The organism is Gillisia sp. CAL575 (genome assembly GCF_000403785.1).
In the GTDB taxonomy this organism is placed as follows: domain Bacteria; phylum Bacteroidota; class Bacteroidia; order Flavobacteriales; family Flavobacteriaceae; genus Gillisia.
Genome location: NZ_APHJ01000018.1, coordinates 21,541 through 46,270 on the forward strand (window position 1 = coordinate 21,541; position 24,730 = coordinate 46,270).

The window sequence follows — 24,730 nt, forward strand, 5'->3', positions numbered from 1 at the left end:
TAATTTTAAGTGGCTTTCTTTTTATTCCTATTTTCCATTTACATAGAAGGCATGAATTACGCCGGGTAACCATCCTAATGCAGTAAGTAATAAACTAATTAAAAATGTTACTCCCAGACCATGTTTTAAGAAAACAGCTAATGGAGGTAATAGTATATTTAAAATAATAGTAATTAATGACATAATATATGTTTTTTGGTTTCAAACGAATTTAACCAATCTCTCATAGAATCCTTTATTTATCATTTTGGTTTAGCTATAAATTAACTAAATATAACTTCTCTTTAGCAATTCTATTTATGAATTAGAAAAGGTATCTTTGCAAATTCAAATAAGAATTATGAGTTTTACTGCAATTGGTGTATCCAAAGATATAGATAAAGGATTAAATGAATTAGGGATCATAACCCCTACTAAAATCCAAATGGCCGCAATTCCTGTATTATCTGTAGAGAATATAGATTTTGTAGGTCAGGCACAAACAGGTACAGGTAAAACTGCTGCATTTGGTTTACCGTTATTGGCAAGAGTAGATACCAGCAAAGATTATATTCAGGCACTTGTTTTAGCACCAACTAGGGAACTTGGACAGCAAATCGCAAAACAACTGTTTAAATTCACTAAATATTCTGAACAAGTTTTTACTGAAGCGGTATATGGTGGTGAAAAGATAGATATTCAGATAAACAGATTAAATAGACCAACGCATATAGTAGTTGCCACTCCTGGGAGACTTATAGATCTTATGAACCGAAAGGCTTTAGATATTTCTAAAATAAGCACTTTAGTTCTAGATGAAGCAGATGAAATGCTGAGCATGGGATTTAAAGATGATCTTACCAAGATCTTAAGTAAAACAAAAGGAGATCGTAACGTTTGGTTATTTTCTGCTACTATTCCAAAAGAACTGAATGAAATTATAGAAAATTATGTGTCTAAAGATGCATTGAGAATTTCTATAGATAAAAATGATTCTGTAAATACTGGTATTGTACACCAATATGTTTCTGGAGATGATAATAATAAATTAGATACTTTGGCCTCTTTCCTTAAATCTCAAGGCAAAAAAAGAGGGATTATCTTCACAAAAACTAAAGCAGCAGCTAAGATCCTTGCAAAGCAATTGCATGCGAAGAATCATGAAGTTGGATTATTAGAAGGAGATATGCATCAAAAAGATAGAGACAAAGTAATGCGAGCTTTTAAAAATAAAAGTTTGCGATTATTAGTTTCTACAGATGTTGCAGCAAGAGGTATAGATGTAGACAATCTTGCTTTTGTTGTTCATTATCAATTACCAGATCAAACCGAATATTACACGCACAGAAGTGGAAGAACTGCACGTGCAGGTAATACTGGAGTTTCTTTGGTTCTAGTAAATCCAAAAGAAGCTAGAAAAATATTTGAATTAGAGAAGGAACTTGGTATAAAATTCACTAAGATCAAATAAGAAGCTTAGTTAAATCTTCTATATTTTGCCAGCATAAAAGTGTATATAGCATATGCTATTAGTCCTGCGGCTACAATTCCAAGCAACCATGATCCATAAGAAGATTCTTCTATAAAGGAGAAAACTTCTGTAGTGGTTTTTATTTCGTTGGGATTAGAAGTGAAAGCAGCTTTGATAGAAAAGAATCCTAAGATTAAAAAGATAACTCCTCTGGACGCCAGACCGAAATAAGCAGAATTGTAAATAGTTTTTTTACGTTTTTGTTCACTTAAGGCCTTAACACTAAACTTCTTTTCGAATTTATCTTCTTTAATTCTTGTAAATTGATAAATACCAACTCCTACTAGTATAACTCCAACAATTCCTAAAACAGTTAATCCAAAATCTGTTGCCAAAAAACTACTATTTTTACCTGAAGATCCAGAAGAGCTATTTGCAAATCCTATAGCATCTAAGAAAGCCAAGACACCTATTCCCAAATATATTAAACCGCTAACAAAATACCCGATTTTCTTGACTTTAGCTTTCTTATTAGTGCCTAAGCTTTCAGGATCTTTTGTAGCTTGAGTTAGTCTCCAAAAAGCATAACATAGCAATCCAAGTGCAATGATGATTAATAGAACTTTTCCAAAGGTTTGCTTTTCTAGGAAATCTATCACCTGTAATTTACCAGCTTTTTGTCCGCCTAAATTAAAGGCTGCTAAAAAGGTTAATATTCCAATTATAGCATATATAACTCCTTTAGCTACGAGCCCGGTTCGCGCAATGTTTTTTAATTTATTATTCATAATTTAAATTGGTTGGAGCCTAAATATATCAGAAAACTCAGAAACTTTAAAAGGCTTTATAATTAAATTGTGATTATTTGAAGTTGGAAATTAAGTTGAAAAATAATTAAAATTATAGTTTTTTATTATTCAGAAAATAAAAAGGGAATAGAAGATTTGAAAATATTAGAAGCTGCGATATTTTGCAGATAAGAACATGTAAATGGCATAGCAAATAAAACCTAAAGCTACTATTCCTAATTGAAATGATCCCCAAAAGGAGGTTTCAATGAAGGAGAAAACATCTGAAGTATCTTTGATTTCATTAAGATTTGCAGTTATAGCTCCTTTTAATGCAAAATAACCAATTGTAAAAAATATTACAGCCCTGGCAGACATTCCCAAGTAGGCCGAATTTTTTATAATTTTTCGTTTCTTTTCGTCTATCATAGATTCCAGATCAAATTTTCTATTAAAATTTGTCTTGAATAATCTAGTGATTTGATATACTCCTCTGCCAATAAAAATTAAGCCTATTCCGGCTAAAATCCATAATCCCAATTCAGTAGTTAAAATACTTGAATTTTTGATTCCAGAATTCCCAATACTTCCACCAGCTGCTAACACTGCAAGTCCGGCTAAACTCACATAAGTAATCCCACTTATAAATAATGCAAAACGTTGACCCTTATTTTTTGGTTTTCCATGCCGTTTCTGAGGATCTACAAATGCTTGTGCAAATCTCCAAGTTGCATAACAAAGAAGTCCAATAGATAATACGATCAATAAAGTACTACCTAAATCTTGCTTTCTAATAAAGCCTAATACTTCTTCTTTCCCTGCTTTTTGACCGCCTATATTAATCGCAGCCATAAATGTGAGAATCCCTGTTATCAAATATATAATACCCTTAGCTATATAGCCAGTTCTGGCTATATTTTTTAAAACACTCATTTAATTATAAATGTATTGATGGTCATAATTTTAAGAAAAAAATCTAGTATAAAGTAAGAAGAAATCGAAACGGGAATGAATTAATTTTTATACCATTTCAAAGATAACTAATGCGTATGCATAGAATCTTACAAATCTTAATAAACCATACATAAGAAAGCTCAAAAATGGAAATCTTATAATCCCTGCAGCAATACTTGTCATTGCAAAGGGGATAGGAAGTAAGGCACCAACAATAATTAAAAATCCACCCCATTTCCGGGTATTTTTAATGTGTTTAGCCATATTGGTTTCAATCTGCTTATGAACTACTGGAATTTTAGTGATTCCAACACCAATAAAATAAGATACAATTCCACCCATATAAGATGCTGCTGCCAATAAGGATAAATAGAAAATAGGGAGCTCAGATTTTCCTGCCCAAGCAATGAATAACTCTGGAGGAATAATTCCAAGCAAGGACTCAGAAGCAAAGAAAACGCTAAGAATACCTATTGGAGAATAAGTTTCTGTAACTGTTACCAATAATTTATCAAGATCCAAGACAAAATAATCCAAGGCGAAAATGGCAGCGATAAAAAGGAGAATTGGGATAATCGCCTTTTTTACACTTTTAGCTACAAACTTATAAAAACCGGTATAACTGTAATACTGATGAAGTAAGCGCGCTCGCGATTTCTTTTTAGATTTCGCTTCCTTTTTCATTCATTGGTTATTTAGTTAAGCATATTAAAATGTTATTATAAAAGCAGTCTAACTACTTTTATAATAACACTCGAATTCAATTAATTATTCTCAGCAAATTCAGTTAGGGATTTACTGTATTCACGTAAATCAATCACATTATTCTTAATTGAAGTATCATGCATCAAAGATAAAAGATAATCTAAACTTTCCTGTGGTGAGGATTCTTCAGCTGTAGCTTCTTCATCCTCATTCTCTTCTAATGGTTCATCATCGGGAATAGAAATTTCAAAAGAATTCGTTGCTGCAATGTGTTCATAGGTCAATCGAATCACTTTAGCTAAAAGAGGATTTTCTTCTTCAATAGCAAAAGGCCTTAATTGTTTTAGATCCTCTACAAGTGTATTTATAACTAATCCGTTACGCATTAAATCGCGTTGAATTTTATCTATTAGTTTTTGAGCTTTTGGATTTTTCAACTTATATATTTTTTGTGTTACTGTCAAATTCTAAGACCCTTCATCACCTAATTTTAAAGGCTTTTTACAGGTGATCGCAAAGTTACTGCTTTAAAGTTTTTTTGAAACCATTTTAGCTAATAATTATAAAAGAATTTATTGGGTTATTTAAAGTGTTCATACATAGATAGCTCGGGTTATTTCTTTCAAGAATTAACAATTAATTAGTCTGTAATATTTTTCGTAGCAATTGATGTTTAGTAGTTTTAAAACTTATTATAAAAGACATATAAAATGGAAAATACAAATCAAAAAGTTGCATTAATAACAGGCGGAAGTAAAGGAATAGGATTTGGAGTGGCAGAAGCTTTATTAAAATTCGGGATGAGAGTAGCTATTACCAGTAGAAATTTAGATTCTGCAGAGAAAGCTGCTAGCGAGTTGAAAAATTTAGGAAATGGAGAGGTACTAGCCTTAGAGGCAGATGTTAGAGATTATAATAGTCAACAAAAGGCAGTCAAAAAAGTAATTGATACTTGGGGTCAACTCGACGTCTTAGTTGCAAATGCAGGAGTCGGTCATTTTGCTCCAATAGATGAATTGAGTGTAGAAGATTGGCAGGCAACTATAGATACTAATCTATCAGGTGTTTTTTATAGTATGAAATCTAGCTTAGAGAGTTTAAAAAAATCTGAAGGATATATTATTACAATTTCAAGTTTAGCTGGTACTAATTTCTTTGCAGGAGGTACTGCTTATAATGCCAGTAAATTTGGAGTAACAGGCTTTACTCAAGCGGCTATGTTAGATCTTAGAAAACACGGGATCAAAGTGAGTACTATAATGCCTGGATCTGTGGCAACTCATTTTAACGATCATGAGCCAAGTAAAGAAGATGCATGGAAAATTCAGAAAGAAGATATTGGAGAATTGGTTGTGGATCTATTGAAAATGAATCCTAGAAGTTTACCAAGTAAAATTGAAGTACGACCATCCATGCCTCCAAAATCTTAATGATAGATTTTCTGACTTATTAATTAATTTAGAAATAAAATATTATTAAAATACCTGCTGAATTTGGGCAGGTGTTTTTTTTTGCTTTAGTTCGGTGTAAGAAATTTAGTCTGAAATGATCGAATTTAATCATTGTCTTTAAAGTAAAAAGAAAAACATATTAAAACCGAAAATTTTAATGGCGGGGGAATCAATATTTTAAAAGCTTTACTAATTGGATTAGATTAAGTTAAGTGCTCAATTTTAATTTTTGAAAATAGTTAATTTAATTTTGCTTTTAATAAAGTATAATAAATTGATTTTTAGTAATTTAATACAACTTACTATAAATCTTCATATTATGAAAGTAAAGCTACTCTTTATTTGCTCGATCTTTTTCATGGCAAGTTTTTGTGAGAGAAATGAACTTCCTAAAAAGAACTCTTTTGAAAATGAAACCTTTATTTTTTTATATTTTAAAACTGAAAAGGAGTGTTTAGATGCCCAACCATCATCAGATTTTTTTATTAATTGTCATTCAGAAATTAATTTTTTAGAGGAAAGTGTAGCCGAAATCATTCTTACAGATATTATTTGGCGTGGGGAGTACAAAGTTGAGAAGAAAAATATCATTGTAACTTTTGAGGATAATTATGAAGTAGCAGATGGAACTATAGTTTTTCAGATAATGAACAAATCCAAACTAAAAAGGTTAGACGATAATACAGTTTGGAATAAAATGGTAGGTAATTCTATTTGGGATTAGATGTTTTAAAAGTTTTATTATCGTGTGTAGCATCTTTTAGAATAGGATGTAGTAATAATGTTTAAAGCAATTTTCTGCTTTTCACTTCTCAAATTCAACCAGATTTTATATGTTTTAAGTTTAGTTGATTAATGTTTAGTTTATAATTTCTTCAATTATCACTAATTATTCAAATAATGCCAATTTAAAACTAACTCTAGCATTGCTAATTTAATCTAGGCCATAGATAAAAACAGTTCTAAATATTTTTCAGACAAGTTTAACGCTCTGCCTAAGTTTTGCCATTACCTTTGCATTTCAAAATTTTAACTAGAATTTGAATTATTTCAAGATTAATTTTAAGGAATCCTATAAAGAATTTATTCTTTTCTTAAAAAGTACAGATTTTACTAAGGCTATAATTCTAGCTTTTGGGATAATAGTTCCAATTGGGATTGGTGTTTATGTAGGTTCCTTTGAAATAGGTCTTGCTTTAGCGCTGGGGGCTTTGTTAAGTTCTCCTAGTGATGTTACTGGCAGTATTCGTAATAAAAATTTCGGTATCCTTCTATCCGCCTTGTTTGCAGTAATTGCTAGTTTAATTGGTGGATTTCTTAATCCTTCAGATTGGATCACTATTCCAATTCTTGGAATTATTATGTTCGCTTTCTCCTATTTTGCGGTATATGGCTTTAGAGCCTCACTTATAAGCTTTTCAGGATTGTTTGCTTTGGTTCTTAGTTTCGCAAACATTTCGAATGTGTTAGAATTTTATGAACGAGCACTTTTCATAGGATTGGGTGGAATTTGGTATTTATTATTAAGGGTAATATGGCATAAGGTTAATCCAAAGGCAGAAACGGAACAGTTTCTATCGCAAGGTCTAGAGCTTACTTCTAAATATTTAGAAATTCGAGGAGAATTATGGGATTCAAATTCTAATAGAGAAGAATTACAAAGAAGAATTTTGGAGCTTCAGGCAGATTTAAATGTTAATCATGAAACATTACGTGACATCCTTATATCTTCTAGAAAATCATCAGGAAGCTCTAATTATGAGGGTAAACGTTTACTTATATTTATTCAGCTTATAGATATTTTAGAATTAGCGATGGCTAATCCAGTGGACTATGAAAAGATGGATGAAATTCTTTCTAAACATCCCGAAAAACGACAATTGTTTCAAACTCTAACTTTTGAAATGGCTTCGAGAATGAAGCATATTTCAGAATTCTTGTTGAAATCTAAAAAATTAAATAACAAAAATTTACTTGAAGAATATCTTCATAAAATAAAGAAACATATAGATGAAGTATCTCCTTCTAAAGAAATTGGATCTTTAGAAAGTTCAATCTTGCTTAAAAATTTATATGATTATCAATGTAAACAAGTAGAGAAGATCCTTAAAGTAGAACGTATTTTAAGTAACAAGGATTTTAAAGAGTTAAGTTTTGTAAAAAGCGGAGATGCTCAACGCTTTATATCCCATCAGGAATATGATTTTAATATTTTAATTGAAAATTTTAGTTTAAAGTCGGCAATTTTTAAACATTCATTAAGACTAGCTCTCGTTGTAATGGTTGGTTTCACTATCGGGGGATATTTTTCTGTTCAAAACCCTTACTGGATTCTACTTACTATAATTGTAATAATGCGACCTAATTATGGTCTAACCAAAGAAAGATCTAAGCAGCGTATTATAGGCACTTTAATAGGAGGCGCAATTGCTACAGGAATTGTTCTTTTAATTCAGGATACTACTGTATATGCGGTTTTAGCAATATTAAGTTTGGTGTTAGCATTTTCTATGGTTCAAAGAAACTATAAGACCTCAGCAACTTTTATAACATTAAGTGTTGTTTTTATCTATGCGCTTTTGAAGCCAGATGTACTTAACGTTATTCAATATAGAATAATAGATACCGTTTTGGGAGCTGGTTTAGCGGCTTTAGGGAATGCGTTACTTTGGCCTTCATGGGAATATTTTAGTATTAATTCAATTATTGGGGAAAGTTTAAAAGCGAATAAAGAATACCTGTTTTCAATACAAAAGTATTATCAAGAGAAAGGTGCGGTTCCTACTTCTTACAAGCTGTCTAGAAAAAGAGCTTTTTTAGCTAGTGGGAATTTGAGTTCTGCCTTCCAAAGAATGACTCAAGAACCAAAATCCAAACAGATGCCTTTGGACAAATTTTATGAGGTAGTTGTACTTAATCATACATTTCTTTCCTCCCTTGCATCTATGGGGACTTATATTCAAAACCATCCAACTACAGAGTCTTCCAGTTATTTCCAAAATTATATTGAAGGCATTTCACATAATTTGAATATTGCAAATGGTTTAATAACTGAAAATGAATATGTTGAAGTATTAGATTCTAACCATAGAATTGAAGCGCAAAATTATTTTGATAGTCGTTTTGAATCTTTAAATAAAACTTCTGAAGAATCCGTCAACAAAAGTGATTCCTACAGTATAAGTAATACAGAACAGTTACAAGAGGTTCATTTAATTAATACACAATTAAAGTGGTTATATTCTTTAAGTGAAAAGATAATTAAAAGAGTTTCAAAAATTGAGTTCGTTAATGATTAGAGGCAGGAAATTTCAGCTAGTAAAGTTTAAATAAAAAGCCATCTTTTTAAGATGGCTTCCAAAATTTTAACCTAATTAATGCTTAGGTTGTTGAGTTTTCTTTTGATCCTGTTTTTTAGGTTCAGATTTTTTTTGATCTTGTTTCGCTGGTCCTTTTGAAGGATTTTGAGATTGTGCCATGATTATATATTTAAATGATTAATACACTAATTTAAAGATTTATCAACTACACTGTTTTTCTCTTAATAAATTTTTAACGTGTATTAAATGTTAAATTTTTTGTTCTATATTTTGAAATATTTCCTTAACATAGATCTATAATTCTTCATTAATTAATCCATAACTTTGGTTTTGGTAAGAATAAAAATAACGCCTTTTTCTAAAAGCTTTATTCTTACTATAATGATTTTTTAAAGTATGAAGAGAGAGACTATTATTCAAAAAATTCAGGAACAAAAGCAGTTTCCAAATTTAAAATATGCTATTCGTGAAAAATCTGAAGCATTTACTCATAAATTATTCTACACTTTATTTGACGAGGCAACCCCAGTAGAAAAGAATATAGACCAGCTAGAATTAGATTTTCAAGAATTGATTGATCTTGTTTGTTGGGAACCCGGAAAACCTTGTAAAGAAATCTGGCAGTCTTATTTAGAAAAACTACCAGAGATCTTGGAAAAATTAAATAAGGATGCGAATGCAATAATGAGAAATGATCCTGCAGCCAATTCTATAGAAGAAGTTTTTTTAGCATATCCTGGTTTCTTTGCTATAGCAATTTATAGGCTAAGTCATGAATTTTATAAGTTTGGGCTTCCACTAGTTCCAAGATTAATGTCTGAATGTGCGCATAGACTAACAGGAACAGATATAAATCCTGGAGCACATATTGGAGTTCCTTTTTTTATAGATCATGCAACAGGGGTTGTAATTGGTGAAACCTGTGTTATTAAAGATAATGTAAAGGTATATCAAGGTGTTACCCTAGGAGCTCTTTCGGTAAAGAGAGAATTAAGAAATAAAAAGCGTCATCCTACCATTGAAGATAACGTTACAATTTATGCAAATGCTACTATTTTAGGTGGAGAAACGGTGATAGGAGCTAATAGTATTATTGGTGGGAATGTTTGGTTAACAGCATCAGTACCTTCAAATTCTATGGTTTCTCATAATCCTCAAATCAAAATTAAAAATTCTGTAAAAAATGAATAATTCTATACTAAGTTTAATTGGAAATACTCCTTTAGTAAAAACAGAAACCTTAATTAAAAACCCTAAGGTTAGTTTGTATTTAAAATTGGAAGGGCAAAATCCAGGTGGAAGTGTGAAAGATCGTGCTGCATATAACATGATTAAAAGTGCTTTGGAGCGTGGGGATATTAATAAGGAGTCTAAGCTTATTGAGGCTACAAGTGGTAATACAGGAATTGCTCTTGCTATGATCGCTGGAATTTTTAAGCTGAATATAGAGCTAGTAATGCCAGAGAACTCTACTATTGAGCGTGTACAAACGATGAGAGCCTATGGCGCAAAAGTCACCTTAACAGATGCAGATGGAGGCATAGAAAATGCCAGAGATTATGCGGAAGAAAAAATGAAGTCTGGTGATTATTTTATGATCAATCAATTTGCTAATGAAGACAATTGGAAAGCTCATTATAAAACTACAGGTCCAGAAATCTGGAGAGATACTAATAATAAAATCACTCATTTTGTTTCTTCAATGGGAACTACGGGAACTATAATGGGAACCTCATCATTTTTGAAAGAACAGAATAGTAATGTTCAAATAGTTGGAGTACAGCCAACAAATAATTCTAGAATTCCTGGAATAAGAAAATGGCCTAAAGAATATTTACCAAAAATATTCGATCCAAAAAAAGTTGATAGAGTTATAGAAGTAAGTGATGTCGAAGCAAAAATAATGACTCAACGGCTAGCTAAAGATGAAGGTGTTTTTGCAGGGATGAGTAGTGGAGGTTCTGCAAGTGCAGCAGTTCGCTTATGTGAAGAATTAGAAGAAGGAATTGTAGTGAGTATTGTCTGTGATCGTGGAGATCGATATTTATCATCAGATCTATTTATGTAAAAAATTCAAGGAGCTTAATGAAATTAAGTTCCTTGAATCTTCAATTAATTTTTTAACGCACCTCACATTTAAATTTAATTATTTACATATCCAATTAAGCTAGTGCTGGGAGGTGTTATTTTAACCACTCTATTTTTGTTACCATTTTCAAGTTTGATTTTGTATAATTCTTTATCTATTCTATCGCTTTTACCACTTGCTGTATATTTAATACTAACTGCTGTCCAACCTTGGTTTTCAATAAATAATTTATTTCTTACAGCAGACGGTAAAGTAATATTTTTAAATCTTTGATGTGTCCCTACTAAATTTCCATTATTGGAATAGATAGCTTCTAGGTATCCTTTAGAACTATTAAAAGTTACTAGATATTCATCAAAATTTTTTCTGTTGTCCATTGCAGATAAAAACTCATTAAAGTCAAATTTTTCTTTCATGAATTTAATAGGATTATCTGAGAACTCTCCTGTATAGTCTTCTTTAACTATACATCTAATTTCACCAAGCTTTGAATCTATTGTAATAGCATCTGCATCAAAATTTAATCGAGCTTCATCTAATAGGATCACTTCTTGTGCTTGCATAGTGGCAAGTCCACATAAAACGAATAAAAATCTGATTACATTTTTCATAATATTAATATTTAAGTTAATACTACAATAAAGATATAGCAGAGAATGTTTTCTCACTATGCCGCAAGTAGCACAACTGTATTAATTATTTATATTTATTTTTATTACCAAATAAATTAATCAAGAGTTTTAAATTTTTGATTTCCATTTTCTTTCTTGAAATCTTTATAGACCCAAGTTGTTTTAATTTTTGAAGATGTCTATTCACAACAGCTCTGGTAGAACCTATTAAATTTGCGATTTCTGTATTTGATAAATCGTTTATTAATTCTAGATTTTTTGATTTTTTATTCACGTTTTTTAGCAGCAGATGTAGCAATCTTGTATCAATATCTGTAAATGTGATGTCGGAAACAAAATCTTCTAGCATTCGTAATTGCTTTCCCGCATAGGGAAGTATCTTTTGATAATTCTCTGGATTTTCCTTTAACCATTTTCTTAATTCACTCATGGGTGCTGCTAAAACTTTAGCCTCATCTAAACACTCATAATAGGCATCATGCCTTGTTCCATCCAATAAGCAAAAGAGATCAAATACATCATTCTTGGTTAATAAGAATAGAGTTAGTTCTTTCCCATTGATAGGATCTACCTGATACATTTTTATTCTGCCAGAAAGGATGATATAGAAATGGTAGAATAATTTTTCATGATTAAGAATGCAAGAATGTTTTGGCCAGGTCTCTTCATGAAAGAGAGAGAAAAAAGATTCAGCAGATTTTAAATTCATCTCATGGATGAGCTCACAATCTTTTAATTGCAGTAAATAATTATTGTATGATGTCTGCTCCCTTCCCATAATCCAAATTCTATCAGGGAGGAAATGCGCTTTTATTTAAATATTCTTATCTAGATATAAGCTACAGATGGTTGTGAAACTAACTTTAAGCGCAGGGTTAAAATATTGATTCTTATAATTTTATAATACTAATCTAAAAATAATCATTCTAAATATGATTAAAAAGGAATAATTATAAAACTTAAATATGCCTAAACATTTTAGTATAACTTAAAAATCTGCTATTTTTGCAAACTTGCTGAAATCAGAAAATATGGCTGTTGAAACATTTGGACTTGAAGAAAAAAAAAATGATAAAGTACTTTATGACTACCAACAGGTAGATATAGATAAGATTTTTAATGTAATAGATACGCATCCTAATCATTATAATTTATTATACCAGCTTCCTACCGGAGGTGGTAAAACGGTAATTTTCTCTTCTATTGTAAGAGAATTTATCCAACGTACTAATAAAAAGGTTTTAATTCTAACTCATAGAATTGAGTTATGTAAGCAGACATCTAAAATGCTTTCGGAGTTTGGGGTGCTCAATAAAATAATTAATAGTAAAGTAAAAGAACTTCCAGATCAAGAAGATTATATGTGCTTTGTGGCTATGGTGGAAACACTAAACAATAGGTTACATGATGAAAAACTGGAAATTCAGGATATAGGATTGGTTATTATTGATGAAGCTCATTACAATTCATTTAGAAAATTATTTAAATTTTTTGAAAAGTGTTTTATTTTAGGAGTAACTGCCACCCCTTTAAGTTCTAACATTAAACTTCCTATGAAAGATAATTATCGGGAACTTATAGTTGGAGATTCTATTGGCTCATTAATAGGAAAGGGTTTTTTGGCCAGAGCAAAGGTTTTTAGTTACGATGTTGGATTGCAATCTCTTAAAGTGGGAATTAACGGTGATTACACTGTAAAATCTTCTGAAGAGCTTTACTCTAACATGAGTATGCAAGAAAAACTCTTGAATGCATATTTAGATAAATCTAGAAATAAGAAGACTCTTATTTTTAATAATGGAATAAATACTTCCAAAGAAGTATATGAAACTTTTAGAAATGCAGGCTTTCCTATTAGACATTTGGATAATACTACAAGTAAGCAAGATAGGAAGGATATATTAAAATGGTTTAAACATACCCCAGAGGCAATTGTTACTTCGGTAAGTATTCTTACAACAGGATTTGATGAACCTTCCGTAGAAACCATTATTTTGAACAGAGCGACAAAGTCATTGACTCTTTATTTTCAAATGATAGGACGTGGTTCTAGAATCTTGAAGAATAAATCTGAATTTAATGTAATAGATCTTGGTAATAATGTAGTAAGATTTGGACATTGGAGCGCACCGGTAGACTGGAAACAGCTTTTTAGATCTCCAGATTTCTATTTTGAGAATTTACTAAGCGATGAAGAAATTGAGCGTGAGTTTAAATATGTAATGCCTCCTGAAATGAGAGAGCAATTTCAGCAATCTGAAGTTGTAGATTTTGATGTTGAAGCTGCTTATGATGTTGTAATTAGGAAAGGTCTTAGATCTAAAGCTGTTTTAGAATGGTCTATGGACCAACATGTAAAAATGTGTGTGGAAAATAGCGAAGATGTTTTCGATGCACGAATTCTTGCAAAAGAATTAAAAGATGATATTTCTTCTAGAATAAAACAATATTCCTATTGTATTAGTAAAAGCACAAAAAATTATAGAGATTGGTTAGAAGAAGATTACGCTAGAAAATTGCGCCAACAAATAAATGCTGAATTCTAAGAGGAAGCAAAATAAGTTGAATTTATACTAAAGCACTGCTAAAATCGAAATCTATTTTAGCAGTGCTTTTTTTGAGCTTTTTTTTGAATTTCCCAGACTCAGTGGTTGATAGATGAAAAGTTTTTTTATTTTTTATGTATATCTGTTTTTTTGTCCTAACAGTTCTTTTGTCACGGTGAATTTATTTTCGGGTCTCAATATTACATTGATTTAAATTGAAATGAGATTCTGAATTAAGTTCAGAATGACGTCCTTTTTCAGTTTAGGATGCTTTACGCATAATCAAATTATTTCTTTATTCATCTCATTTAGAGGGAACTGAATTATTATTTCATCTTAATTAGTTGCGCTCTTTTGTCCAAAATAATCGTGAGTTGCATTGGACAATTCCCATAAGTGAGATGCTGAAACCATACAGCATGAGGGCAATAGAGAGTAAGTATTTTTTTAAATCAATTTTCAATAATAAAAGGGACAGATAAAAGTCTCTAAATATTTTTAGAGATTGTAAAATGGAAAACACTACCAACGCCGGCATCAGATTCTACCCATATTTCTCCTCCATGCAGTTCTACAATTTTCTGGCAATGTGAAAGTCCTATTCCTGTACCATCGTATTCTTCCCTATTATGTAGTCTTTGAAATATTATAAATATCTTATTTTGAAATTCTTCCTTTATTCCAATTCCGTTATCGGCAACACTGAATTGCCAATGTGTCCTATTCTCTTCAAAAGAGATGTCTATTTTAGGTATTTCGGTCTTCTTTTGAAATTTTATAGCGTTTGTAATTAGATTCTGAAATAACAGTCTTAATTCTAAATTGAAACCTCCAATAGTTGGTAGTGCTAAGTAGTTGATTTCTGCTCGAGACTTATCAATTTTATATTTAAGATCTGCCGTTACACTGTTTAATATAGTATTGCAGTCTACAGTTTCAACTTTTGCTTTTAGTCCGATTCTAGAATAATCTAACAAGCTTTTTATTAAACTGCTCATTCTGGTAGATGCTTCAGAAATATACTTTAGATACGTATTTAAATCATCATCTAATTTCTCCTTATAATCCTCTTGGATTATATCTATAAAACTTAAAACCGTTCTTAAAGGTTCTTGTAGATCATGCGAGGTTATGTAAGAGAATTGTTCTAATTCTTTATTTTTAGATTTAAGCTGGTCTACATATTTCTTAATATCTTCTTCCTGTTGCTTTCTTTCAGTAATATCTACTACAGAAGCTAATATCATATCTTGCCCATGGATTTCAATAAAACTCAATCTGATCTCTACAGGAAATTCCTCGTTGTCTTTAGTGATTCCATAAAAGTTTTTATCTATCCCAAGTGTATCGATTTTGTTTTTTGAAGAGAAAATATCATCAACCTTAGATTCCATTTTCAACAATCGGGAAGGGATCAATTTTTCTGCAGAAACACCAATAAGTTCATGCCTGGCATATCCAAATATTTTTTCTGTTTGAGCATTTATCAAAGAAATTTTCTTTTCAGAATCCATTAGGATAATAGCCGACGGTGAGGCTTCAATAACCTTTCTAATTCTATTTTCTTGCTGCTTTATCTCTTTATTATTGATCTTTATTAATTCAAAATTACTTTTCAGCGAAGAAGTCATCGTATTAAAAGACTCCCCTAAAGAGGCGAGTTCATCTTCCCCGCTAAGAATAATGTCTGTATCATAATCTCCGCTACTCACTCTTAAAGCTGCGGAATTTAAAGCACGAATGGGTTTAGAAATTGATCTAATAACCAGAAATGCTACTAGAATACCGAATAAGATACCTAAAACACCCGTAATTAAGATAATATTAGATAAGGATTTTAAATTTTGCGCAAACTCATTTTGATAATCCTCTAGTAAATTTCCATAGTTAATTTTTAAAATCAGGATGTTAGTATTTAAGTTTGCATGTGCAGCAGAAATATCTTCTTCTACTAGCGAAATAGCAACTTTCATTTTAGCACTATCAGAGTAATTATCTTTAATAATTAAAAGATTATTGATTTGATTACCCAAGTCAATTAACTCATTAGTTAATTTTAAAATTTCCGGAGACTTTAAAGTGATCTCATCCTGCTTATCTAAATTTTCGGATAAATGAAAAAGTTCCGTCTTTAAGTACGGAAATTCTACTTCTAAAATTCCGTTTAATCTATTTTGGCTATCTAAGGGAAGATTACTGTTATAAACTTTATTAGAGGTTAGTAAATAAAATTCATTATTAACAGATTCAAATTTATCTAAAATGCGGAGAGCGGGAAGTGCCTGATTTTTTAATTTTTGGTAAGTATCTGCAGCGTTATCACTTATAATCTGATTTAGGACAATTTCTATACACAATACACTAATTATGACAGCAAAACTTAAAATTAATTTAGTACTTATTCTCATAATTATTGTTAAGCTTGGAGAAGGTTGTTAGCGTTTAATCTTTAATAACTTGCCATCAGATTCTACTTTATATAATGAAAAATAAATCCCTCTAGAAGAGCCATCCTCTTTAATTGAAATATTGCCACAAACTCCCTGGTAATATTTAACGTTCAATAAACGATTTCTTAGCCAATCTACTTGAGATTGCTCTTTTGTCTTATCTTCATTAACTTTTTTAATTTCGTTAATTACAATATTCATAGCATCATATGCTTGCATAGGTGGCCAGATAGAAAAAGGCTCTTCTCCAAATTTCTTTTTATAATCCTGCAAAAAATCACTTGCTAAAATATAATTCCCATCTAAAGGAGTGAAGAAAGTACATTCTGTCCCAACTATTGCGCCTTCAGAATTTGAGAAAAAATCGGGGTCCAATAAAGTTGTAGATCCAAAAAATGAAGCTTTAATTTCAAGATCTCTAGCCTGCTTCATGGCAAATCCAAAATTCTTATAACCTAAAAACACATAAGCATCTGCTTTCTTCTCTTTAGCTTTTTTTAAAATTTCAGTAAAGTCGATTTGGTCTTTTTCTGTTTTAATCACCTCGTTTTCAACACCATTCTCTGTTAAGATATTTTTTATAGCATTTCCTCCTACGCTCATAAAGTTATTAGGATAATGCAGGATAATTACCTTTTTTAGACCTAATTCTATAATTCTTATCCCTAAAGCCTTGTGTGCTTCCTCGGTAGATTTTGCGATTTTAAAGGTGTTTTTATTTAGGGAAGATAGTAGTTTGTCGTTATTTAATGGGTTCACAGCAATAACACCATCTTCCAAGATCTTATCTTGCAATTCTACAGTACCATCTGTATTACTAATAAAAACAACATCTATATTATGTTCTTTGCGTAGTTTCTCATAGGCGGGTAAAGCTAAACTTTTCTCCCATTTATCGTCTTCAATAAAAAAGTTGATCTTAGGTTGATCTTTAGTTTTGGAAGAATTATACTCTCCTATAGCAAGCTGCATAGCTTTAGATGGAGCAATCCCTAAATCTGTGGCCCTGGTAGACATTGGGGCGATATACCCAATATTGATTTCTTTAACTTCTGTGTTATTACATCCAGTTATAATGGAAATAAAACTCAATAGAATTATGATCAATTTTTTCTTTAAAAGCATATTTGTTAAAAGATTATTTTAAAAGCTAAGTCATGTTCCCAACCGGGATTTCTACTATACAAACATATTACCTAAATATTTTAGAATAGTTGATTCTAAAAGCACGATTCCAATTGATACTTTTATAATCAATCGAACTTAATTTTTTTAATTATTTGTACTCTTGAAATTATAATTGGAAAATCTTGCAATATAATTTCTATTCATTAATTGTTTGATAATAAATCTAAACTTGTAAGGATGCTCAATACCAGTTTTTATATCATGCATGATGTTACTTTCAAATGGATAATTAACCACAACAATTATTCTTTTTATAAAACCCATCGAACTTTATAAATTCCTTACTTTTAAATTGAGGGATCTCATCCTTTGAAAATGCCTTTCTATTAATAATGACTGCGAAAACAAAAAAAATTAAACTGTAAAGATGGAAGAGTACTTAACTCTATTTTTAGCCATTAATTGATTCTTTTTAAGACTAATAAAAGAGGACTCTTCAAAGGATTTGTAATTGCACATATTTGCGGTTAAACTCATTTTAAATCGACCATCAACCAATTTTAGGGTTAAAATGAAAAAACTATAAATATATTTGTTAAAATTAACATATTATTTTTAGCATCAAAGATAATTCTGAGGATATTAAAGTTTTATAGGTTAAAAGTGATAGATAATATAAGAACCATTTAAAATCTATTATTCTCTATCTTCGCAGGAAAACATTAGACTTGCAGCCAAAACGCTTTTACTACCTTATCAAAGTTCAATATTTAGGATACCGTTTACACGGTTGGCAAAGCCAGCCAGGATTTAAAACCGTAGCAGGTCTAATTAAGAAGACATTTAAGTTTATCCTTCCAGATCGGAGATTAAAGGTGCTTGGTTCTAGCCGAACAGATGCAATGGTATCTGCCAATGAATCTGCTTTCGAATTATTTTTGGAGGATGATCCCTTAATAGACCTTGCTGTTTTTCTGAAATTATTAAATAAAAATTTACCTCCAGATATCAAAGCTCTAAGTATTCATGAGGTAGATAAGAAATTCAATATTATTCAAGATTCCAAACAAAAGGAATATCATTACTTATTTTCCTTTGGAGAAAAGAACCATCCTTTTTCTGCTCCTCTAATGTCTAATTTTCAAGATAATTTGAACATTCAATTAATGGAAGAAGGAGCAAAGCTTTTTAAGGGTATTCATCACTTTCAAAACTTCTGTGTTCGTTCTTCCGGGAAAAGTATATACGAGCGAGAAGTAGTGTTTTCTGAAATACAAGAAAACACCATATATACGGCCAATTTTTTCCCAGAAAAAAGCTATGTTCTTATTGTTAAAGGAAGTGGTTTTTTAAGGTATCAAATAAGGTTAATGATGGGTACACTTGTGCAGCTTGGGAAAGGTGAATTGAGCTTAGAGGATATAGAGAGAAGTTTAAAAGCAGATGTAGATAATCAAATGACATATATCGCACCTGCCTCTGGATTAATTTTACATAAAATAGAATTTTAATAAGTTCTTAATTCTCCTCTTTTTTCAAGATTGTTAATGCAAACTTAATGGTCCAATAATCTAATGCCTCATCAAAGTATTCGTAGTAGGTTTTTAAACCTTTGGGATCTTCAATTTCATTCTTAGCTTTTCTTACTGCATCAACATCTCCCTTAGAAATCAACTGTAAAAGATCTATGTTTTCACCTTCCTCATAAAGTTTGACCAGATGAGAATTAATGGTAGAAGGCGCCAATTTTCTAGATACAGATATCTCTTCTACACTAAGTCCATCCGAGTAAAGTTTCAAAGTTTCTTTATGTGAATTACCAGATTTTTTAGGTTTCTTCTTAAACTGTTTCTCTTTATTGAAAGCAATTATTTCTTTTATGAATTGGTATCCGTAATCCTCCATTTTCTTTCTTCCAACTCCATTGATCTGGATAAAATCCTCATCTGTCATTGGGCGCTCCTTTTCCATCTCCTTTAACGTGGCATCATTAAAAATAAGATAAGCTGGAATTCCTTCTTCCTTTGCTATACCTAATCTCAACTGACGAAGTTTTTCGAAAAGACTATTATCCTTAATTTTTGACGAATTAGCTTGTTCTGTCTGAAGTTCTTTCTGATCAATATTTTTCGCCAATTCTAATTTTCCTCCGCTAAATAAGATATCCTTTGCCATTGGGGTTAACTGAAGATGGTTATGAAGATGAAAAGCGATCTCAACATATCCTAGATTGATAAGCTGTATTATATACAGTTGCCAATCTTTCCAGGAAATATCTTTTCCAATACCATAAGTTGTTAACTCCTGATAGCCTTTTCCTAGCACGGCCTCATTTTGGGCGCCTCTAAGAACATCTATCAATACTGTTATAGGTTCTTTTCCTTTTAGACGATAAATACACGATAAGGCTTTTTGGGCGATTAAGGTACCATCCATAAACTGCGGTGGGTTCCTACAGATATCACAATTGCCGCAATCTTCCTTTTTTAACTCACCAAAATAACTTAATAAAATTTTTCTTCTACAGGTAAGAGCTTCAGAATATTGCTTCATGCGGTCCAGTTTAGCCATCTGCACAGCTTCATTCTTTGCATTTGCAGCAAATTTCTGAAGTTGGATCACATCTGCATAACTATGAAAAAGCATGGTTTCTGAAGGTAATCCATCCCGACCTGCACGACCAATCTCCTGATAATAACCTTCCAAATTTTTAGGCATATTATAATGGATCACCCATCGAATATTAGATTTATCTATCCCCATTCCAAAAGCGATGGTAGCACAAATAATTTGCTGCGTATCATTAATAAAATCCTCCTGAATTCTACTTCGCTCTGTATGGCTTAAGCCTGCATGATATGCTTCAGCTTTTATACCATTTGCCTTTAATTTAGCAGCAACATCTTCAGTATTCTTTCTGCTTAAACAATAGATTATCCCACTTTCATTTTTTCGACCATCAGTAAACTGTAGAATTTGTTCTAATCGCTTAGTTCCAGGGCGGACTTCCAAGGAAAGATTCTTTCTATCAAAAGAAGCTACATGTATTTTTGCATTCGGGATATTTAGTTGCTGGCAAATATCCTTTCTGGTTGCTTTATCTGCAGTAGCAGTCAAGGCAATTACCGGAGTAGAGGGAAAGCGCTTTTTTAAATATCCTAATTGCGTATAGGCAGGTCTAAAATCGTGACCCCAGCTAGAGATACAATGCGCTTCATCTATGGCAATTAGACTCACTTTACCATCTGTAAGAAACCTATCTACAAACTGTAAACTTTCTGGAGCAACGTAAAGTAATTTTAGTTCGTTTTTTTCAACGCTAGCAATAATTTCCTGTTGTTCTTTTTCAGACTGGCTACTGTTTAAATATGCTGCATGGATGCCGTTTACCTTTAAACCATCTACCTGATCTTTCATAAGAGCGATCAATGGAGAGATTACAAGCGTGATATTTGGTAAAAGAATTCCGGGTAATTGATAACAAATAGATTTACCACCTCCAGTAGGCATGATCACTACATTATCTTTTCCTTGAAAAACGGCATCTATAATTTTCTTCTGAAGTGGACGAAAGCTGTCGAACCCAAAATACTCTTTTAACGCACCAAAAAGTTGCTTTTCTTCCATGTGGCAAAAATAGGAGATAGGTTTAAGTATTGCTAAGTAGAAGTGTAAAACTTAACCTTAATATTTTTAGAATCATTTTAGACGAAAAACTTTGTTATTTTTATGCAAACATTCAATTTATGGCAAAACGACATAGGCATCTACAGCGAAGACCTAAATCTACAAATGCGCTCAATAAAGCTCCAGGCACGGTTGCTTATGTGGGAAGAAAGGAATCTGCAGAAATTAAGATAGAGGTTATAGATTATAATAAAGTAAACTATGAGCGCTTCGTTTTTGATAATGTGGAAGCCACTTTTAAATTTGAAAATGAGGAGAATATTACTTGGATAAATGTAGATGGGCTAAGCAATACTTCTGAAATTGAAAAGCTGGGTAAATATTATAAACTTCATCCTCTTATTATTGAAGATATAGTAAATACCAATCAACGTCCAAAGATTGATGAATATCAGGACTATTTGTTTATAGTTGCAAAAATGCTGTATCATAAAGAGAATGGCGTTTTAGAACATGAGCATATTAGTATAGTAATTGGGAAAGATTACGTTCTAACATTTCAAGAGGCAGATGGAGATGTATTTGATGCAATTCGGGAACGACTAACTAATGATAAAGGGCGTTTAAGAAACAATGGACCAGATTATCTGGTTTTCGCAATTTTAGACTCGATTATAGATAATTATTTTGTGGTTATTGAAGAGATAAGTGATAAAATAGAAACCTTAGAAGAACAACTATTTATTGCTCAGCCTAACGATGATATTACTTTTGAAATTCAAGAACTAAAAAGAACAGTGCTTAGAATAAGAAGAGCTGTATCCCCTTTGAGAGAGGTAATTAGTAGGTTAGAGAAAACAGATAGTACACTTATTCAAGTAAAAACACTTAACTATATTCGGGATCTCTATGATCATATCATCCAAGTTGTAGAAAATATTGAGATCTATAGAGAAATGACTTGGGGGCTCATGGATATGTATATGACTACTATCAGCAATAAAATGAACGAAGTGATGAAGGTGTTAACCATTATGGCATCCATTTTTATCCCTTTGACCTTTATGGCGGGTATCTACGGAATGAATTTCGAATATATGCCAGAATTACAATGGAAATATAGTTATTTTGTGCTTTGGGGTCTCATGATCTTAGTATTCTTAGGTATGATTATATATTTTAAACGGAAGAAATGGTTATAGACTTCCATACCACTTTATTAAACAACTATTTTAAACCCACCAAAATGAATAGAATTTTCTTTATCAGTTTTTGTTTTTTACTGCTCTTAAATTCCTGTAAGAAAAACACACAAGAGGAGCAAAAAACTGAGATAGTAGATATCTCGACGTCTACTATGAACACTATTTATATAGGAACTTACACCAAAAAGGAAGGCCATGTAGATGGACAAGCAGAAGGGATTTATACGGTATACCAAAAGCCGGACACCGGTGCTTTGGAAATGGGTAAAACTGTTGCTAATGTGGTTAATCCTTCTTTTGTAAAAACCTCTGCCAATTACAAAAATCTTTATGCGGTAAGTGAGCTTGGTCCGGGAGATGGACCGTCGGGATTAATCTATTCTTACAAAATTAATGAGGATCATAGTCTGGAGCAAATAGGAAGTATTTCTACAGAAAGTTATGCCCCTTGTTATATTGCAGAAGATAAATCTGGAGAATTTATTTTTGTGGCCAATTATGTTGGGGGAGTGGTTATGATGTATGAAAAAAATGCTGATGGAAGTTTAAAAAAGTTGCAAAAGATAAGCCTTCAATATCCTGAAAGATCCAACCCGCATTCGGTAAATATATCCTCCAATAACAAGTATGTTTATATCACAGATCTTGGTAATGATCGCATTTGGATTTTTAATTTGGATGTGAATGCCAAATCATTAAAACCAAATGAAACTCCTTATGTACAAATTACTGAAGGATCCGGGCCAAGACACTTCGCTTTTTCTAAAAGGAATAATTATGCCTATACTATCAATGAACTTAATGGAAGTATAAGTGCTTTTAAAATAGAGCAAGATGGGAGTTTAGCTCATCTAGAGGATATTTCTTCCTTACCAGAAGACTTCAAAGGAGAAAACTCTGCTGCAGACATTCATATACATCCCTCAGGTAATTTTCTATATGTATCTAACCGTGGGCATAATAGTGTTGGATCTTTTAAAATAGACCAAAAAACAGGAATTCTTGAGAATATAGGATTTACAAATACAAAAGGAGCTACTCCCAGAAATTTCGCTATCTCTCCAAAAGGTGATTTTTTATATGTTGCTAATCAAGATTCTAACGATCTGGTAAGTTTCAAAATTGATTCAGAATCTGGGAAACTTACTAACATTGGTGAGAAATTAGATGTCATGACTCCAGTTTGTATTGAATTTTTAGATTAATGAAATTTCTTTTTATTATGCGTTTAGTGTCCCAAACTTATAAATAATGTACTACTATCCAGAGACTTCGGAAGTTTCAGAATAATAATGTGCTCTAATTGATTAAAATAAAATGAGACCTTGAAATAAATTCAGGGTGAAGCTATCTACTATATTTTAAGTATGTTGGGAAAGAAAATTTATACAGTAATTAAAAAGGCTAGTAATATTACTAGCCTTTTTAATTCTTGTAGTTGAAAAAATAATTATTTCACTTCCTCTATTACAAAAAAACCATCATTTCCTTGAGCTTGATATAGTGGCATAAAGATGCGTGCATCCCAATCACTTTTTAATTCTTTGTCATTTTGAATTGCTAAAAGATCTCCTTTATATATTTTCTGAAAATTTTTAAATCCAGATTTCATTTTGAAAGTATCGTTTTCTTCAAGACCATGCCTATATATTATTTTAAAAGTCTTTTGATTTGGCGCATTTTTTACTGAAAACTTTTCGACGCATAAAGGATAATCGGGGATTTGAGTAAGATCTAAATTACAAGCTTCTTTTAGCGCCAGCCAGATCATACCTTCATGATTTTCTGCTGAGGTCTTACTCGTATGTTGACCTGCTTCAAAAGTAAAACCTGTTAAACCAATTCTACTTAGGTAATGATCAATAGCTCCATAGACAATATCGCTGAATCCTTGCACAATATAGGTAGGGAAATTATGCGCCCACTTATTATTGTCGTTTACTAACTGTACTGAAACATATGGCAAACTATCTGAGGAGGTTGTATGACAATCTATGAAATAACGTTTAGAATAATCTGCCTCAGGAAATTGCTGGAGAACTTCAATTATTTCATGCATTTCATTCTGTTCACTGGTTTCTTTTTTCTTATTACTAATATTATCTTCTGTCCAAGTCCTATTTAAATCTTCGTCTATATAGCGTACGTTTTTCTCTAATGCCGCTTTGTTCCCAAGTACCCCAACAATACAACCTTTAATTTTGGGCTTTTTATTTTGCAAAGCGGTAAAAACTCTGTTTAAAGCTTCTATTCCCGAAGGCTCATTGCCGTGTACTGCTGCAGTTATAAACAATAGAGGTCCATTTTCCCCACTTGAATATTTTCCAATAATTCTGGAAGTATTTTCCATATTTCAATAAATTTATCCCTAATTGAGGTTTTAAT

At 31.5% G+C, this 24,730-nt stretch carries 21 protein-coding genes; 10 read left to right on the plus strand and 11 right to left on the minus strand.

Features of this window, described 5'->3' with window-relative positions:
* Positions 1–27 precede the first annotated feature (27 nt).
* Positions 28–183, minus strand: coding sequence for a YqaE/Pmp3 family membrane protein (locus I130_RS00555; RefSeq protein WP_034917460.1), 156 nt, complete (start codon positions 181–183; stop codon positions 28–30).
* A 157-nt stretch (positions 184–340) separates the two neighbouring features.
* On the opposite strand from I130_RS00555, the gene I130_RS00560 reads away from it, so the two are divergent.
* Positions 341–1,450, plus strand: coding sequence for a DEAD/DEAH box helicase (locus tag I130_RS00560; protein ID WP_034917464.1), 1,110 nt, complete (start codon positions 341–343; stop codon positions 1,448–1,450).
* 5 nt (positions 1,451–1,455) lie between these two features.
* On the opposite strand, the gene I130_RS00565 is transcribed toward I130_RS00560, so the two are convergent.
* The 4 genes from I130_RS00565 to I130_RS00580 all read right to left on the minus strand — a co-directional run bounded on the left by I130_RS00565 (position 1,456) and on the right by I130_RS00580 (position 4,334).
* The gene (locus I130_RS00565) at positions 1,456–2,238 is read right to left on the minus strand and encodes a DUF1206 domain-containing protein (protein ID WP_034917467.1); all 783 of its coding nucleotides are present in this window, start codon (positions 2,236–2,238) and stop codon (positions 1,456–1,458) included.
* Positions 2,239–2,403: 165 nt separating this feature from the next.
* Positions 2,404–3,171, minus strand: a complete 768-nt coding sequence (locus I130_RS00570; protein ID WP_034917470.1) for a DUF1206 domain-containing protein — start codon at positions 3,169–3,171, stop codon at positions 2,404–2,406.
* 87 nt (positions 3,172–3,258) lie between these two features.
* Entirely contained in the window at positions 3,259–3,876 is a 618-nt protein-coding gene (locus tag I130_RS00575) for a YqaA family protein (protein ID WP_034917472.1), read from the minus strand.
* Positions 3,877–3,956: 80 nt separating this feature from the next.
* The gene (locus tag I130_RS00580; protein ID WP_034917474.1) at positions 3,957–4,334 is read right to left on the minus strand and encodes a hypothetical protein; all 378 of its coding nucleotides are present in this window, start codon (positions 4,332–4,334) and stop codon (positions 3,957–3,959) included.
* Positions 4,335–4,607: 273 nt separating this feature from the next.
* Here I130_RS00580 and I130_RS00585 point away from each other — a divergent pair, with 273 nt between their 5' ends.
* From I130_RS00585 to cysM, 5 genes are all read left to right on the plus strand, one after another.
* Positions 4,608–5,327 carry an SDR family oxidoreductase gene (locus I130_RS00585; protein WP_034917476.1) on the plus strand — a complete coding sequence of 240 codons (720 nt, stop codon included), beginning with the start codon at positions 4,608–4,610 and terminating at the stop codon, positions 5,325–5,327.
* 340 nt (positions 5,328–5,667) lie between these two features.
* Complete coding sequence (locus tag I130_RS00590; protein ID WP_034917479.1) at positions 5,668–6,072, plus strand: hypothetical protein; 405 nt, start codon at positions 5,668–5,670, stop codon at positions 6,070–6,072.
* Between the two features lie 316 nt (positions 6,073–6,388).
* A complete protein-coding gene (locus I130_RS00595) occupies positions 6,389–8,647 on the plus strand; it encodes an FUSC family protein (protein ID WP_232224004.1) in 2,259 nt (752 codons plus the stop codon).
* Between the two features lie 417 nt (positions 8,648–9,064).
* A complete protein-coding gene (gene epsC, locus I130_RS00600) occupies positions 9,065–9,859 on the plus strand; it encodes a serine O-acetyltransferase EpsC (protein ID WP_034917483.1) in 795 nt (264 codons plus the stop codon).
* Positions 9,852–10,736, plus strand: coding sequence for a cysteine synthase CysM (gene cysM, locus I130_RS00605; protein WP_034917485.1), 885 nt, complete (start codon positions 9,852–9,854; stop codon positions 10,734–10,736). Before epsC ends, cysM begins: the two co-directional genes overlap by 8 nt.
* Before the next feature lie 74 nt (positions 10,737–10,810).
* Here cysM and I130_RS00610 read toward each other — a convergent pair whose 3' ends face one another.
* On the minus strand, positions 10,811–11,368 hold the full coding sequence (locus I130_RS00610; RefSeq protein ID WP_034917492.1) for a hypothetical protein: 558 nt from the start codon (positions 11,366–11,368) through the stop codon (positions 10,811–10,813).
* 85 nt (positions 11,369–11,453) lie between these two features.
* Positions 11,454–12,167, minus strand: coding sequence for a Crp/Fnr family transcriptional regulator (locus tag I130_RS00615; protein ID WP_034917496.1), 714 nt, complete (start codon positions 12,165–12,167; stop codon positions 11,454–11,456).
* 253 nt (positions 12,168–12,420) lie between these two features.
* On the opposite strand from I130_RS00615, the gene I130_RS00620 reads away from it, so the two are divergent.
* Positions 12,421–13,935 carry a DEAD/DEAH box helicase gene (locus I130_RS00620; RefSeq protein WP_034917499.1) on the plus strand — a complete coding sequence of 505 codons (1,515 nt, stop codon included), beginning with the start codon at positions 12,421–12,423 and terminating at the stop codon, positions 13,933–13,935.
* 488 nt (positions 13,936–14,423) lie between these two features.
* Here I130_RS00620 and I130_RS16155 read toward each other — a convergent pair whose 3' ends face one another.
* Positions 14,424–16,343, minus strand: a complete 1,920-nt coding sequence (locus I130_RS16155) for a sensor histidine kinase (RefSeq protein WP_051119569.1) — start codon at positions 16,341–16,343, stop codon at positions 14,424–14,426.
* Between the two features lie 27 nt (positions 16,344–16,370).
* Positions 16,371–17,510, minus strand: a complete 1,140-nt coding sequence (locus I130_RS00630; protein WP_034917502.1) for an ABC transporter substrate-binding protein — start codon at positions 17,508–17,510, stop codon at positions 16,371–16,373.
* Positions 17,511–18,241: 731 nt separating this feature from the next.
* Here I130_RS00630 and I130_RS00640 point away from each other — a divergent pair.
* On the plus strand, positions 18,242–19,024 hold the full coding sequence (locus I130_RS00640) for a tRNA pseudouridine synthase A (RefSeq protein ID WP_034917509.1): 783 nt from the start codon (positions 18,242–18,244) through the stop codon (positions 19,022–19,024).
* 7 nt (positions 19,025–19,031) lie between these two features.
* Here I130_RS00640 and recQ read toward each other — a convergent pair whose 3' ends face one another.
* Positions 19,032–21,140 (minus strand): DNA helicase RecQ, encoded by a 2,109-nt coding sequence (recQ, locus tag I130_RS00645; RefSeq protein ID WP_034917511.1) that lies wholly within the window; start codon positions 21,138–21,140, stop codon positions 19,032–19,034.
* Positions 21,141–21,259: 119 nt separating this feature from the next.
* Here recQ and corA point away from each other — a divergent pair, with 119 nt between their 5' ends.
* Both corA and I130_RS00655 read left to right on the plus strand, forming a co-directional pair.
* The gene (gene corA / locus I130_RS00650) at positions 21,260–22,342 is read left to right on the plus strand and encodes a magnesium/cobalt transporter CorA (protein WP_034917513.1); all 1,083 of its coding nucleotides are present in this window, start codon (positions 21,260–21,262) and stop codon (positions 22,340–22,342) included.
* Between the two features lie 44 nt (positions 22,343–22,386).
* The gene (locus I130_RS00655) at positions 22,387–23,550 is read left to right on the plus strand and encodes a lactonase family protein (protein ID WP_034917920.1); all 1,164 of its coding nucleotides are present in this window, start codon (positions 22,387–22,389) and stop codon (positions 23,548–23,550) included.
* Between the two features lie 245 nt (positions 23,551–23,795).
* On the opposite strand, the gene I130_RS00660 is transcribed toward I130_RS00655, so the two are convergent.
* Entirely contained in the window at positions 23,796–24,695 is a 900-nt protein-coding gene (locus I130_RS00660; RefSeq protein ID WP_034917516.1) for a succinylglutamate desuccinylase/aspartoacylase family protein, read from the minus strand.
* Positions 24,696–24,730 lie beyond the last annotated feature (35 nt).

Coding starts and splice junctions, on each gene's coding strand:
- I130_RS00570 (WP_034917470.1), bottom strand. CDS start 3,171: ATGAGTGTTTTAAAAAATATAGCCAGAACTGGCTATATAGCTAAGGGT.
- I130_RS00585 (WP_034917476.1), top strand. CDS start 4,608: ATGGAAAATACAAATCAAAAAGTTGCATTAATAACAGGCGGAAGTAAA.
- I130_RS00555 (WP_034917460.1), bottom strand. CDS start 183: ATGTCATTAATTACTATTATTTTAAATATACTATTACCTCCATTAGCT.
- I130_RS00655 (WP_034917920.1), top strand. CDS start 22,387: ATGAATAGAATTTTCTTTATCAGTTTTTGTTTTTTACTGCTCTTAAAT.
- I130_RS00615 (WP_034917496.1), bottom strand. CDS start 12,167: ATGGGAAGGGAGCAGACATCATACAATAATTATTTACTGCAATTAAAA.
- corA (WP_034917513.1), top strand. CDS start 21,260: ATGGCAAAACGACATAGGCATCTACAGCGAAGACCTAAATCTACAAAT.
- I130_RS00630 (WP_034917502.1), bottom strand. CDS start 17,510: ATGCTTTTAAAGAAAAAATTGATCATAATTCTATTGAGTTTTATTTCC.
- I130_RS00575 (WP_034917472.1), bottom strand. CDS start 3,876: ATGAAAAAGGAAGCGAAATCTAAAAAGAAATCGCGAGCGCGCTTACTT.
- I130_RS00590 (WP_034917479.1), top strand. CDS start 5,668: ATGAAAGTAAAGCTACTCTTTATTTGCTCGATCTTTTTCATGGCAAGT.
- I130_RS00610 (WP_034917492.1), bottom strand. CDS start 11,368: ATGAAAAATGTAATCAGATTTTTATTCGTTTTATGTGGACTTGCCACT.
- recQ (WP_034917511.1), bottom strand. CDS start 21,140: ATGGAAGAAAAGCAACTTTTTGGTGCGTTAAAAGAGTATTTTGGGTTC.
- I130_RS00560 (WP_034917464.1), top strand. CDS start 341: ATGAGTTTTACTGCAATTGGTGTATCCAAAGATATAGATAAAGGATTA.
- epsC (WP_034917483.1), top strand. CDS start 9,065: ATGAAGAGAGAGACTATTATTCAAAAAATTCAGGAACAAAAGCAGTTT.
- I130_RS00620 (WP_034917499.1), top strand. CDS start 12,421: ATGGCTGTTGAAACATTTGGACTTGAAGAAAAAAAAAATGATAAAGTA.
- I130_RS16155 (WP_051119569.1), bottom strand. CDS start 16,343: ATGAGAATAAGTACTAAATTAATTTTAAGTTTTGCTGTCATAATTAGT.
- cysM (WP_034917485.1), top strand. CDS start 9,852: ATGAATAATTCTATACTAAGTTTAATTGGAAATACTCCTTTAGTAAAA.
- I130_RS00660 (WP_034917516.1), bottom strand. CDS start 24,695: ATGGAAAATACTTCCAGAATTATTGGAAAATATTCAAGTGGGGAAAAT.
- I130_RS00565 (WP_034917467.1), bottom strand. CDS start 2,238: ATGAATAATAAATTAAAAAACATTGCGCGAACCGGGCTCGTAGCTAAA.